We start from the raw sequence: 13024 nt of genomic DNA on the forward strand, positions 1-13024 counted from the left end.
CACCTACAAGACTCGTTCAAACCCTTCACAGGCGATCTCCAACTCCTCCACCGCCAAATCGGTCCCCGATGCCAGATTGTCGGTGATGCTGTAGCTGACGGGCCAGGCGCCGTCGAAGGCAAATCGCGCCCCCTCCGAACCGTCCTGGCGGTAAATAGTCAAAAAGCCATTTTTAAACTTAGAAGCCCAACCGCCATCATTGACGGTGGCGATCCAGTCCCAAAGTGTCGTCGAAGCCATCAGCCCCCGACGCAGGGAAAAGTTATCGACATTATTGTTTCCCGGCAGTTTGGTGCGAATCACCTGACCCCGAGTCGCCTTTCCCCACTTTTTTGGAAACACTTCCGTATGGGTAATGACATCCTGGGAATATTTGAATCCCCGGGACTCCATAAAGTAGCCATCGACATCATCTCGACTGCCGTCCAAATGCAAGGCGACATAAAAACGGCAGGCGGTCAGCACCTCGTAGAGGTGGCGTTGTTGTGCGAGTAAATCACCAGTCATGGTCTTTTTATAGCTATGAGCGATCGGCCATCAAACGATTAGACCGTCGTTCCCAAAGTCGGGACTTTCTCCAACCCCGAATGGCTGATTTCGATGGTTTCCTTGAACAGGTCCGTCGAGTCCGAACTGGCTTGGGTCGTCGTGTACTTGGCGGGGAGGCAGTCTTTGAGATTCCAGCGGGCGCCCTCCGCTCCGTCCTGCTTGTAAAGCACCAGGGATGCCTGACTGACTTTGGAGACGGCATCCGTTTTTCCGCCCGTCATCGCGGGGGGATGGCATTCCAAATACCATTGCACCAAGGCATCGTTTTCGGCGGTGGTGACAAATTCCAAAGTCATGTTTTCAAATGTCACCGATGCGGGGGTAATTTGGGTTTCGCTTTTGACGTTTTTCCCCGAACCGATGGATTGTCCTTCCGCGGCCGGGTCGATACTGATGGAAACCCCACTCACCTTCGAGATCAGCAGGCGGGTGTTGTTGCCAAATTCAAAGTAAAATCGGGCCGAGGTCAAATATTCATAAGCCATAATTCAAAATCTCCTAACCGACAGACGAATGGGGGGGATTAAACGGGAGCTGCATTCCTCGGACTGACGACGTTACCGCTCATGGCGACTTGTTTGATAATTGATTCAGCCACGATTTCGTAAGTTTCGACAGCCAGATCCCCCGAGGTCGAATCCATGTCGGCGATGGAATATTTTTTCGGCCAGGCCCGTTCCAGGTTCCAGCGCAACACCTCTTCCCCGTCGGGGCTGTAGAGGACGACGGAACCGTCGGCGCGGTATTGGGACCATTGCCCCAGTCCCCCTTCTTCCGGGGGCAGGCAGGCTTTGAACCACTCGAACAACTGACGGCTGGCGTCGTTGGGGTCGTCGCTGATGTAGGTTTCGATGGTCATGGACGGGTTGGTTTCGTAACCGGCGATCGTGGTTTGGCGTCTGCGACGACCTTTGAGGCCGGAACCGAGGGCTTTGTCGCCCCCGGCGACTTTTCCCTCGTAGGTCAGGGCCGCCATACTTTTGATGTAGGCTTGGTTTACGATCGCCTTGCCATTGGCGCGAAAGTCGATTTGATACCGGGTGGCGGTGGTGGTAAAAACTGGAGCGGCAGAAGTCATGGTTGGATTCCCCTATTGAGCGTCAACATCAAACAATTTCCGCTGCCCCCAACACCGTCGGTGTCGGAGGCAGAGGGTAACAGATTCGCCTATTCGCCTTCGCCCTCGGCGGTCCACTGGCTGATGCGGAAGACGACAAATTCGGCCGGACGCACCGGACAGACGCCCACCTCGACGAACAGGCGTCCGAGCATCATGCTCTGGGGCGTGTTCAGTTCGGCGTCGCACTTGACGTAAAAAGCCTCGCTGGGACTGCCGCCCATCAGGGCCCCCGATCGCCACAATTCGGTCAGGAAGCTGCTAATGGTGCGCTTCACCCGCTGCCAGAGGTCTTCGTCGTTGGGTTCAAACACCACCCACTGGGTGCCGTTTTCGATGGATTTTTCGATGTAGCTCATCAGACGGCGGACGTTGATGTAGCGCCATTCGGTTTTGTCCGGTTCGACCAAAGTGCGGGCGCCCCAGATGCGGATGCCCCGGTTGTCAAAGGGGCGGATGCAGTTGATACCGATGGGGTTGAGCAGTTCCTGTTCCCGGAAGTTGCAGGGGTGCATCAGGCCGATGACGCCGCGCGGCACTTCGTTGGCGGGGGCTTTGTAGACGCCCCGGGTTTCGTCCACCCGCGCCCAGACACCGGCCATGTGCCCGCTGGGGGGGATGGCGATGGGTCGTCCGGCGTTGCGGGGGTTGGGGACGAGAATCCAGGGGTAGTAGAGGGCGGCGAACTGGGAGCGACGGTTGAATTCCTGGCTCAACCAACGGCTGATCTGTTGGGGTTTGACGCGATCGGGCGGCGGGTCGAGGATGATCATGCGGTTGGGGGCGTTGGGGATGTCGCCGTCGGCGGCACCTTCGCACATACTCACCATCAGGTCCATGAGGCCGTGGAGTTGGTCGATGTCGATGAGTCCGAGTTCGTAGACTTTCATCAGGTCCGGACAGCAGACGATGGTAACTTCGTCGATTTCAAATAGGCCGCGAATCCCGGTGCGATCGTCCCGGACGCCTTCGACGTGGCGGGCGAAGTTTTCCGGTTCGGGTACGATCGCCGGGGGGCTGACTTCGTAGACACCGTTGGAGGGGCGACGGGCGAGGGGAGAGCCGCTGATGGACAGGTCGGTGGCGAGGATGTACTGGGAGTTTTCCAGGGCGGTGACGACGTAATCGGCTACGGCCGTTTCCACCTGGGGATTCATGGTCAGGTGGTTGAAGCGTTCGAGTTCTTCGGAACCCTGGCGGACGACGACGGTGAAGAATTCCCCGGTGTTGGCGGTGACGACGGCTTCGGAGGCTTCGGTTTCTTCGTCGGGGGGTTTGGGTGCGCCTTCGGTGATTTGGACGCGGATGGCGCGATCGTTCAGGGCCAAATATCCGTTTTGGGAGCCGTTGGCCAGGGCACTGTCTCTCGGGGCATCTTCGGGACCCTGGCGGATGGAAAATCTCAGTGAGGGGCGGTTGGCCCGGTTGACAATTTCGGTGCCGGTTTCGGTCTCCTGGGGTTTGGGGGAACCGGGCAGTCGCGTCCCGATGCTGGTGATCCAGCAGCGTCCTCCGCCGTTGAGAAACCAGCCGTAGACGGAAAAGGGTAGGTAGGCGCCGAAGTCGGTGAAGCCGTCGGAGTTGGTGCGGCCGAAGTATTCGAGATACTGGTTCCAACTGGTGACGAGCATGGGTTTGAAGGGTTCGGCACCGCCCCGGATATCTTCGGTGAATCCGACGAAGCCACCGACGGCGGTGGGGACGCCTTGCAGGGGCCTCGATCCGCGATCGACTTCTTCGATGTAGACGCCGGGGGCAAAATAGTCGAGCCTAGCCATAACAATTGCTCTCCCTGATGTGGATCGTTTGACACTCCCCGCCCTCCTATGGACGGGGATTCTTGCTTCATCGGGAGCCGGAGTTTTACAACGTCCAGGTTGGAGCCTAGCCCTCCACAAGCTTTCACGGCCTGTCGGGCCGCGAGTTTTTTGGAATGCGCTTTACTGCGATTGGAGTTAATCTCAATCCTACACTAAAGTGAGCATTAAAAAACATCGATATCGACCGATCGGTTTGGCGTTTTTTCAACATTTGTTAACTTTGATAAATTTTTTTAAAAATATCTTAATCATCAATGGGTTGCAGAGCCTCAAGATACGGGATCGAAAGGGTTGGGATAGGGGAAGAAATCGATCCAGGCCCACCGCAACTCTTGCAAAATTGTTACCTTTGTCAATAAAAGTACACGAAACCGCCGAAAAGCTTAAGGAAAAAAACAGAATTCGTAGCTCGGTCGATCGCGGTCGAAAAAAGACCGAATTGGATGCGATCGCGGTGGGGGAAAATCGTATTAATATAAACGGGAGATCGAGTGGCTTTTGACTTTTGGCTTTTGACTTTTGACTTTTGACTTTTTCAACTGGCCGGACCGACCATGAGCAATCATCTCGCCGTCGCCACGGCAACCGCCACCTTGCAGCGCATCCTACAGCGGGCTGTCCAAAGAGACGTGGACGGGGCGCGAGTCACCACCGTGCGCCCGGATGGTTCGAGCGGCTCGATCCCCGAAACCGGCGTCAACCTGTACCTGTACCACATCAAGCGCAACCCGGCCCTCACCAACCAGGACACCCCCAACTTCCAGCGCCGGGGCGACATGACCCGGCGTCGCCAAGCCGCGATCGACCTATTTTATGTCGTGTCCTTCTACGGCAACGACGGCGACCTCGAACCCCAGCGCCTGCTGGGTAGCGTGGTACAAACCCTCGAAGATCAGTTGGTGCTCGGCGCCGACACCATCCGCGCCACCATCGCCGACCCCACCTTCGCCTACCTCGCCGACTCCGATTTGGCCGAACAAGTCGAACAAATCCGCTCCGAATTTATCTCCGTCTCCACCGACGAACTCTCCAAAATCTGGTCCGTCTTCTTCCAAACCCCCTACGCCCTCTCCCTGGTGTACAAAGTCACCGTCATCATCATCGAAAGCGACGTGGCCGGACGTTCCGCCCTGCCGGTGCGCGATCGCGTTTTGGGCGGCACCGTCTTTCCCAAACAACCCGTCGTCAGCGCGGTGGCGGCCGTCGGCGGCAAAAATCAGCCCATTTTCAGTACCAGCATTCTCTCCATCCGCGGCCAGCACCTCTCGGGCGTTTTAACCCGAGTCCGCATCGGCCAATTGGAACTCACCCCCCAAGTCCTCAACACCGGAGAACTGCGCGTCCCCTTGAGTCAGATCCCCCCATCCCAACTGCGGGCCGGCGTGCAAAGCCTGCAAGTGATCCACCTGCAAGCCCCCCCCGTGCCCCCCCGCGGCCGTCGCCCCCGGAGGACGACGCGCACCGCCACCCTGTCCCGAAACACCCCGGCTCGCCCCCCGCAGGTGGAATCGAACGTCGCCCCCTTCGTACTCAGGCCAACTGTCGAATCCGTCGAGGTCGAAAATTTGGAGGGATTCGACGATGAACCCCGCTCCGGAATGCTCACCGTGACCGCCAATTTGGCGATCGCACCCGGCCAGCGCGTCGTCCTGATGCTCAACGAAGCCGACCCCTCCGGCGACAATCCCGCCGGGTATTTATTCGCCGGCCCGACCCTCCGAGAAACCGCCACCGCCGTCACCATCCCCATCCGGGACGTCAAACCGGGGGAATACCTGGTGCGAATTTCCATCGACGGCGCCGAAAGTCTGCTGGAAGTGGACAATAACCCCGAAAGCTCCACCTTCGAGCAGTACATCCGGCCGAAGGTGACGATTCGTTAGGGCAACGGTCAAGCGGAGGGAGGCAACGGTCAAGCGGAGGGAGGCAACGGTCAAGCGGAGGGAGGCAACGGTCAAGCGGAGGGGGCAACGGTCAAGCGGAGGTGAGCGGAGGGAGCGGAGGTGAGCGGAGGGAGCGGAGGTGAGCGGGTAGAATATCTGGACCGCTTGGGAATTCATTCCCAAGCTAATAGCCAAAATCATATTCAGATGATTGGGGAGTCTGCCTCCTGGAGCCTCCTGGAGCCTCCTGGAGCCTCCCCACACCCCACCGAGCACACCCCACCGAGCACACCCCACCGAGCACACCCCACCGAGCACACCCATGACTGATTCCGACTGGCAGAGTGTCAACCAACAAGATTTGATGCGAGATCTCGGCCGCATTCGAGAGCGGCTGAGGGCCAAAATTGACGGCTCGACGGTGGAAACGGTCGGGGAGATAGCCGCGCCGCAGGCTTTGGAGCAACTCTGCGACACCTTCGGGCTCTCCACCTTCGAGCGGGACTTGGTGCTGCTGTGTGCAGGGATGGAACTCGACGCCGAATTTTTGGGGCTGTGTGCCGAAGTCCAGGGCGACCCGCAGAAGCCCCACCCCACCTTCAGCCTCGCCCTCAATATCCTCGATCGCCCCCACTGGAGCGCCCTCACCCCCAACGCTCCCCTGCGACGCTGGCGGCTGATCGAAGTCGGGGGGGGTCCGGTTTTGACCCTCAGCCCCCTCCGCATCGACGAGCGCATCCTACATTATCTCGTCGGCATCCAACACCTCGACGAACGGTTGCTGGGCATCGTCGAACCCGTGCAGGACTCGGGACCGTTGGTTTCCTCCCACGCCCGACTCGCCGAGCAAATTGCCAAAACCTGGTCTTCGGCCACCGAGAGCGCCGAGTTACCGGCGGTGCAGCTTTGCGGGGAAGATCTCCCCACCCGGCGGGCGATCGCTCGGACGGCCTGCCGAGAGTTGGGGTTGGGACTCTACCTCATGCACGGCGATCGCATCCCCACGGCCACCGCCGATTTCAACCAGATGTTGAAACTGTGGGAGCGGGAGTCCGTTTTGGGGGGATACGCCCTCCTCCTCGACTGCGAACCGGTGGAGATGGGTCGCCAGGGGGACGGCATCTGGCAACTGGTCGATCGCATCGGCAGCCCCCTGATTGTCACCGGAAGCGATCGCCTCCCCCCCCGAACCCGCCCCCTCCTCAACTTCGACGTCCCCCGCCCCACGGCCGCCGAGCAGTACGACCACTGGCAGCAACACCTCGGCGAAGTCGGCGACCACCTCGACGGCCACCTGCAAAAATTCACCGCCCAATTCAACCTCAGTTCCCCCGCCATCCGCGCCGTCTGTACCACCGCAACCGGCCGGGGCATTTCCCCCGACGATACCGAAACCCTGCTCGAAAACCTGTGGGAGGCCTGTCGCCTCCAGGCCAGACCCCGCATGGAGGACATGGCCCAACGCATCGACGTCAAAGCAACCTGGGCCGATTTGGTGCTCCCCGACGCCCAAATGCAAGTCCTGGAAACGATGGCGGCCCACCTGCGGCAGCGATCGCGAGTTTACGAAAATTGGGGATTCGGCGGGAAGAGCGATCGCGGCTTGGGCATCAGCGCCCTGTTCGCCGGACCCAGCGGCACCGGGAAAACCACCGCCGCCGAAGTCCTCGCCGGGGCCCTGCGCCTGGATTTGTACAAAATCGACCTCAGCTCGGTGATCAGCAAGTATATCGGCGAAACCGAGAAAAACCTGCGGCGCGTGTTCGACGCGGCCGAAAGCGGCGGGGCGATCCTGCTATTCGACGAAGCCGACGCCCTGTTCGGCAAGCGCAGCGAGGTGAAAGACTCCCACGACCGCCACGCCAACATCGAGGTCAGCTACCTCTTGCAGCGGATGGAGGCCTACCGGGGTCTGGCGATTCTCACCACCAACATGAAGGGCGCCCTCGACCCGGCCTTCCTGCGCCGCATCCGCTTCGTCGTCCAGTTCCCCTTTCCGGATGCCAAGCAGCGGACCGAAATTTGGCGTCGCATCTTCCCGCCGGAAACGCCGACGGAGGGGCTGACGGTGGAGAAGTTGGCGCGGCTGAGTGTCTCCGGGGGGAACATCCGCAATATCGCCCTGAATGCGGCATTTCTCGCGGCCGACGCCGGGGAGCCGGTGATGATGAAACACCTCCTCAGCGCCGCTCAAAGTGAGTATATGAAGTTAGAAAAACCGCTGATGGATAATGAGGTCAAAGGGTGGGTGTGAAAAGTGAAAAGTGAAAAGTGAAAAATGAAAAGTGACACGAGTTATCTCATGCTTTTTTGCGAAAATAAAAAATCTCAAATCTGCGAAAATCTGCGAAATCTGCGGATCCAATATAATCTCCATTTAAAAAAATGAATAAAACCATTAATTTTAATCAAAAAATAACTTTTTTTTCTCCATCCAGAAAGACTTTCAAGGCATGGGGAATCGTTGGTAAAATCGCCGATTCTGACGGCAAGGCGCTCAATTGTTCGCTGACTTTGCAGGTGCCGTTTGAAGACTATCAATTCATCGAACGGGAACAGTTGTTTCACCTGAAACCGGAGGTGTGCAGTCCGGCGGGCGATTGCCAATTTGACGGGGACGGGAATTTGACTTTAGAATTGATGCTCAAACCCGGTTTGCTGCCGCAACTGACTCGGGGGGGGACGATCGCCGAAACCGTCCTCGCCGCCCTCGGGGAGTCGCCGACTGGGGAACCGCCGCCCCAGCAGTTAGCCGAAAATTGGTTTTGTCTGGGCGTCAGTCAGCGACGGGGGTCGGAAACCATCGGTTATCGCACCCTCTGGGATTGGGCGAATCCGAACACTCCGGGCGGAGTCGTCGAGGCGGGTAAAGCAGCCTTCGCGGGTTTGGGAGGGCAGATTCAAACGGCTTTGGAAACGTGGTCGGAAGCGGTTCGGGATGCGGACACTATACCGGAGCAGGGCGCATCCACCCCAATTTCCCGGGTGATGGCCGCTTTTTTTGACGCAGATGATTGGGACTACGTTCGCTTGGAGGATGGGGCGACGTTGGAGATGTCATTCGCGGGAGATAATGGGCGCTGGAGTTGTCGGGCCGAAGCGCGAGATGAGGATGAGCAGTTTTTGTTTTATTCGATTTGTCCCATTACAATTTCTGAAGAAATGCGATCGCCCGTCGCCGAATTCTTAACAAAAGCTAATTCCGGTTTAATTCTGGGGAATTTTGAGTTAGACTATTCGGATGGTGAGATTTGTTATAAAACCAGTATTGATGTGGAAGGCGATCGCCTCACCCCGGCATTGATCGAATCCCTGGTCTACACCAACGTCACCATGATGGATCAGTACCTCCCCGGCATCCTCGCCGTCCTCAACGGCATTTCCCCCGACCACGCGATCGCCCGAATCGAGGCAGAGGAAGCGGAGGAAGCAGAGGAGGCGGAGGAGGCAGAGGAGGCGACCGGAGGCAGAGGAAGCTAATTGATACTCAGATTCGCACCAAACTCTCAATCCTCTTCCTCCGCCCCAAGGGAATAAGAACTCGGAAAAAGTAATTATCAATTATCAATTATCAATTATCAATTATCATGGTTCGTCCTCCCCAGCGAAAAATACCCGAAAGCAGAACCACGAAAGCCGTCCGACAAACCGCTGTCGCCACCGCACAACAGCGCGTCCGGCGGGTAACTTATACGGCGATCGGTTCAGCCTATCGATTTCTCCCCTTTTGGGTGATCCGGTTTCTCCCCTTCATCCGGGAAGACGTCCGGGATCTGCTCCGACGCCGGAAACGCGGGGAAGAGATCCCCGAAGAAGCCGAACTCGAACCCGCCGACGAAGTGCGGCTGCAACCCGCCGAACTCCGGCCCGGAACGGCTAACCCCTATCCGAAATATCGCTGTCCCAACGGCCACCCCCTCTTCTGCGACCTCCCCCGGCAGAGCCTCGCGGCCGATGCCGAGGTCAAAGTCTGTTCCGAATGCGGATTTCCCGTCCCCCTGCCGGAAAAAGCCGAAATTATCGGCAACCGGGGCCGGTATCGGATCGTCAGTTTCCTCGGCAGTCGGGGCATGGGCCGTTTGTATCGGGGAATCCAGGTCGGCGGCAATCAAACCGTCATCATCAAAGAATATCTGCTGCCAGACCGCCACTTCAACCCCCAGGAAGAACAGCACACCAAAGAAGTCTTTGAAAACGTGGGGGGGTTGACCCCCGCCGATGGTCGGGTGCAGGATTTTCGCCTGTTGGTCCCCGCCGAAGCGATCGCCGATCGCCACGAAAACCGCTGCTACACCGTCACCCCCACCCTCTCCAACAGCTATCCCACCCTGCGAACCTACCTGCGCCAATTCGGGGCCATGACCCCCCGCCAGGTGATCCACCTCCTCGATCAGGTCCTGCAGAGCCTCGAACCCCTCCACACCCAAAAATACCGCCTCCCCTCCGGCCAAATTCACTCCGGGCTCAGCCACGGGAGCCTCAGCCTCGACAGCATTCTGATCCTCCCCATCGACCAGGGCCCGTTTCAGCGCCCCCAATTTCTGATCTACATCGCCGACTTCGACCTCTGGGAACGCCCCTTCCGGCCCGGATTTGCCATCGCCATCCGACCCGAGCCGCGGCCGGATTTGAAGGCCCTCGGCGCGATCGCCTTCGACCTGTTGAAAGGGGATTGGCGGGCCGACAACCCCCCCGCCGACGCTTCCCGAGGTGACTGGCCGGAAACCGATCCGGCTTTGCGACAGTTTATCCTGCGACTGCTGGAATTCGACCGGCCTTTTGAGAATGCCAAAACGGCTCGGGAAGCCCTTCCGAAACTGTCAGAAGAGGGGCGGTTTGACGAACTGAGCGAACCGGAGGAAGAGGCGAAAAAACGGCGGTTTCCGGGGCTGTGGGCGCTGTTGTTGCTCCTGCTGGCATTGTTGGGGGCAGTGGGGATCTGGCGGCTGCTGCGCCGTCCCGATGTCGTCCTGGCCGACGATCGCTTTTCTCCCTGTTGTATCGACGATATCGCCGCCGTTCCCAAGGGGACGTTTACTTACACGGCCGAGGAAAATGGGATTTGGAATTATGCCGTCCGCCAGCAAAATTTGGTGGAGAAAGGGAGGACGTTGGGGGAGGAATTGGAAGAGCGAATTCCGAAGCTGAAATTGATTTATCAACCGCAACCGACGACGGAGGAAGCGATCGCAAAAGTTCGTTCCGAAGAAGCGAGTTTTGCCATCACCAGCCTCGTCGAACAATTGGAGCGAGATTTGGCAGCCGTTCCCTTCGCCTATGACGGTTTGGTGTTTTTCGTCCCCTTCAGCTACGAGCGGCGCCGGAATTCTTTGCCCCACAGTTTGAACGGACAGATCGGCATTCAACAATTGCGGCAACTTTATACCGGAGAAATTCGGAATTGGAAACAGTTGGGGGGGCCGGATTTGCCCGTGCAACTTTACATCCCCACCGACGGGGAAGCTATCCGCATTTTTGAGGAGCGGGTGTTGCAAACGGAGCGTGCGATCGCGCAATTTCGGCGACTGTGGAAAAATGCCTCCCCCGACCGATTTACGACCACCGAAACCGACGTCAACCGCATCCGCCAACTGCCCACTTTTGAAGCCATGAGAACGGTGCTGCGGGACTTTGAGGAGCGACAAATCGGCAGTCTGTCTTTCGGTCCTTTGAGTCAAGTTTTCCAGCAGTGTTCCGTTTATCCCCTGGCACTGTCCGAAGGCTTGCGGCCTCCCGTGCAACCCCTGGTTCGCGATGACGGTCAGCCGATCACGCCGGCGATCGATCTGTGCAATGATAAGGGCAGCTATTCGGCATCGGTCGAGCGGTTTCAAACCGGACAATATCCCCTGGCTTATTCCCTGGCTGTGGTGTATTCCTTTGATAACAGTTTGCCCCCCGTGGGGCAGAAAGTTGCCGCTATTCTGAAAACAGAAGAGGCGCAAGAACTGCTCTTAAAAACCGGCTTGGTTCCTTTAAAACCCTTGGATTAATTGAATTTATAGGTGCATCATGAACCACCATCATCAACCCCCCATTCCCCACCGGCCATCGGGCTATCTAGGAGTCCCCATCGGCTCCGATGCCCCGACCAAAATACAGTTCGACAGTCCCGGCAATTTCCTGTACAAAATTGCTCAAAAAGTTCGCGCCGACCCCGCATTAAAACGGCAACTCGAACGCCGAGTTTACGAAATGTTGCGGGAAGATCTTCGCATCAGTCGCGATCGATATTGAGTCGGTCGTCTCAAATCAAAGGTCAATATCTAAACGGAAAGGAAGGATATGGTTGATTTAAAGAAAACGGTTCAAGAAACATCAGTCTCGCCCCGGGAATACCAGTTAAATTCTCGCGCCAATTATATCACAGTTAATCGCTTTTATGTGGAAATGGAAAGCACAATTTCTGCTTCTTTTTCCGAGTGTTCTGGTTTCGGTGTCACCCTCCAAAAAGAAAACTATTTAGAAGGGGGTGTGAACGACCAGCAACGAGTTTTTATCGGTCATGCAGAGTTTGACGACATCACCTTAAAACGGGGGATGACCGACAGCACTTTGTTTTGGGATTGGATGCTGAAATCAATGAGAAATCCCGTTGCAAATCGCCGCAATATCAATATTTTGATGTTCAACCAAGCCGGGGAAACCATGCAGGCGTGGACGTTGATCGGAGCCGTTCCAATTTCTTGGAAAGCACCGGGATTTCAAGCCGAAGGGAGTTCCGTTGCGATCGAAGAATTAACCTTGGCTTATGAGGGGTTAAATGTAGCCGTAAAACCCACAGGATCGGGAGGTGCGAGCCTCTCCAAAAATCGAGATTCTTTTGGATTTTTTGGATAAAAACATCGATGAACATTTAACTCGATTGACATGGCTGAAAATTCAGAGCAACTGAAATCTGAAAATGTTCCTTCTGACCCCCCCTTGGGGATAAAAAGTCCCCTCCTGTCCCGTTCGCCATTGGGACAGACATTTTTGCAGCCTCTCGGGACGCGATCGCTATCAGTTTTAGATCGATCATTATTTTCCAGGGAAGGAGTCGAATTACAGCGATTTCCAGACTGGGACAGTCCTTTTTTAGTAGAGTCAAAACCCCGCTTAGGGAATGAAACTATTATCCAAGAACAACCCCTTCCAACCGCCGATAAGTTGACCCCAAACCCGGCGACTTCCAATCCGGAAATTTCCTCCATACCGACAGCAGAAGAACCTCAAGTTAGACGGGAATTGGCTGCACCTTCAGAGGCGATTAACCGAGACTCTGAATCACCAAATCATGACAATCCTCAACCTTCGATTTCACAATTTAAGCCTTCTAAATCAACCATCTTCAGATCCGCATTAGATGGCATAAAGTATCCCCAAAATTATAACAATTTTGGAGCGAAAAAGTCAACACCAAAAACAGAAATATCTAAACCCATCCACCGAGAAAATGTTCAACGCAAATCCGAAACTTCTGGTATTGAACAGATATCGGAAACTTCGGCTTCGGAAGAGATATCAGATGCGATCGCTTCCCCTGATTCTCCCGGCATTCAGAGACAATCTGAAACTTCAGCTTCAGAAGCGATAACAGATGCGATCGCATCTCCCGACTCATCCCCAATTCAGAGACAATCTGAAACTTCTGCTATTGAAGAGATATCGGAAAT

The 13024-nt window shown here is 56.6% G+C and carries 10 protein-coding genes and 1 pseudogene; 7 read left to right on the forward strand and 4 right to left on the reverse strand.

The genetic code is table 11. From position 1 onward, the window contains the following. Positions 1-3: 3 nt before the first annotated feature. The 4 genes from AC0QHF_RS19320 to AC0QHF_RS19335 form a co-directional block, all read right to left on the reverse strand. A complete protein-coding gene (locus AC0QHF_RS19320) occupies positions 4-507 on the reverse strand; it encodes a phage tail protein (protein WP_324705872.1) in 504 nt (167 codons plus the stop codon). Positions 508-545: 38 nt separating this feature from the next. Next, entirely contained in the window at positions 546-1034 is a 489-nt protein-coding gene (locus tag AC0QHF_RS19325; RefSeq protein WP_324705873.1) for a phage tail protein, read from the reverse strand. A gap of 38 nt (positions 1035-1072) precedes the next feature. Beyond that, positions 1073-1627 (reverse strand): phage tail protein, encoded by a 555-nt coding sequence (locus AC0QHF_RS19330; protein ID WP_324705874.1) that lies wholly within the window; start codon positions 1625-1627, stop codon positions 1073-1075. An 89-nt stretch (positions 1628-1716) separates the two neighbouring features. Beyond that, complete coding sequence (locus AC0QHF_RS19335; protein ID WP_324705875.1) at positions 1717-3444, reverse strand: phage tail sheath family protein; 1728 nt, start codon at positions 3442-3444, stop codon at positions 1717-1719. A 596-nt stretch (positions 3445-4040) separates the two neighbouring features. On the opposite strand from AC0QHF_RS19335, the gene AC0QHF_RS19340 reads away from it, so the two are divergent. From AC0QHF_RS19340 to AC0QHF_RS19370, 7 genes and pseudogenes are all read left to right on the forward strand, one after another. Beyond that, positions 4041-5369: a Pvc16 family protein gene (locus tag AC0QHF_RS19340; RefSeq protein WP_324705876.1), complete on the forward strand. Its 1329-nt coding sequence runs from the start codon at positions 4041-4043 to the stop codon at positions 5367-5369. Positions 5370-5691: 322 nt separating this feature from the next. After that, positions 5692-7623 (forward strand): ATP-binding protein, encoded by a 1932-nt coding sequence (locus tag AC0QHF_RS19345; protein ID WP_324705877.1) that lies wholly within the window; start codon positions 5692-5694, stop codon positions 7621-7623. Positions 7624-7754: 131 nt separating this feature from the next. Continuing rightward, on the forward strand, positions 7755-8849 hold the full coding sequence (locus AC0QHF_RS19350; protein WP_324705878.1) for a type III secretion system chaperone family protein: 1095 nt from the start codon (positions 7755-7757) through the stop codon (positions 8847-8849). A gap of 107 nt (positions 8850-8956) precedes the next feature. Then, positions 8957-11362 carry a substrate-binding domain-containing protein gene (locus AC0QHF_RS19355; protein ID WP_324705879.1) on the forward strand — a complete coding sequence of 802 codons (2406 nt, stop codon included), beginning with the start codon at positions 8957-8959 and terminating at the stop codon, positions 11360-11362. A 19-nt stretch (positions 11363-11381) separates the two neighbouring features. Then, entirely contained in the window at positions 11382-11606 is a 225-nt protein-coding gene (locus AC0QHF_RS19360; protein WP_324705880.1) for a hypothetical protein, read from the forward strand. A 48-nt stretch (positions 11607-11654) separates the two neighbouring features. After that, positions 11655-12209 carry a phage tail protein gene (locus AC0QHF_RS19365; RefSeq protein ID WP_324705881.1) on the forward strand — a complete coding sequence of 185 codons (555 nt, stop codon included), beginning with the start codon at positions 11655-11657 and terminating at the stop codon, positions 12207-12209. Positions 12210-12239: 30 nt separating this feature from the next. Next, positions 12240-13024, forward strand: a pseudogene (locus AC0QHF_RS19370) (hypothetical protein); the annotation flags it as partial.

The organism is Lyngbya sp. CCY1209, assembly GCF_055795065.1.

Bases quoted from the DNA above. Each gene is read 5' to 3' on its own strand.
- AC0QHF_RS19320 (WP_324705872.1), bottom strand. From the start codon at position 507: ATGACTGGTGATTTACTCGCACAACAACGCCACCTCTACGAGGTGCTG.
- AC0QHF_RS19325 (WP_324705873.1), bottom strand. From the start codon at position 1,034: ATGGCTTATGAATATTTGACCTCGGCCCGATTTTACTTTGAATTTGGC.
- AC0QHF_RS19330 (WP_324705874.1), bottom strand. From the start codon at position 1,627: ATGACTTCTGCCGCTCCAGTTTTTACCACCACCGCCACCCGGTATCAA.
- AC0QHF_RS19335 (WP_324705875.1), bottom strand. From the start codon at position 3,444: ATGGCTAGGCTCGACTATTTTGCCCCCGGCGTCTACATCGAAGAAGTC.
- AC0QHF_RS19340 (WP_324705876.1), top strand. From the start codon at position 4,041: ATGAGCAATCATCTCGCCGTCGCCACGGCAACCGCCACCTTGCAGCGC.
- AC0QHF_RS19345 (WP_324705877.1), top strand. From the start codon at position 5,692: ATGACTGATTCCGACTGGCAGAGTGTCAACCAACAAGATTTGATGCGA.
- AC0QHF_RS19350 (WP_324705878.1), top strand. From the start codon at position 7,755: ATGAATAAAACCATTAATTTTAATCAAAAAATAACTTTTTTTTCTCCA.
- AC0QHF_RS19355 (WP_324705879.1), top strand. From the start codon at position 8,957: ATGGTTCGTCCTCCCCAGCGAAAAATACCCGAAAGCAGAACCACGAAA.
- AC0QHF_RS19360 (WP_324705880.1), top strand. From the start codon at position 11,382: ATGAACCACCATCATCAACCCCCCATTCCCCACCGGCCATCGGGCTAT.
- AC0QHF_RS19365 (WP_324705881.1), top strand. From the start codon at position 11,655: ATGGTTGATTTAAAGAAAACGGTTCAAGAAACATCAGTCTCGCCCCGG.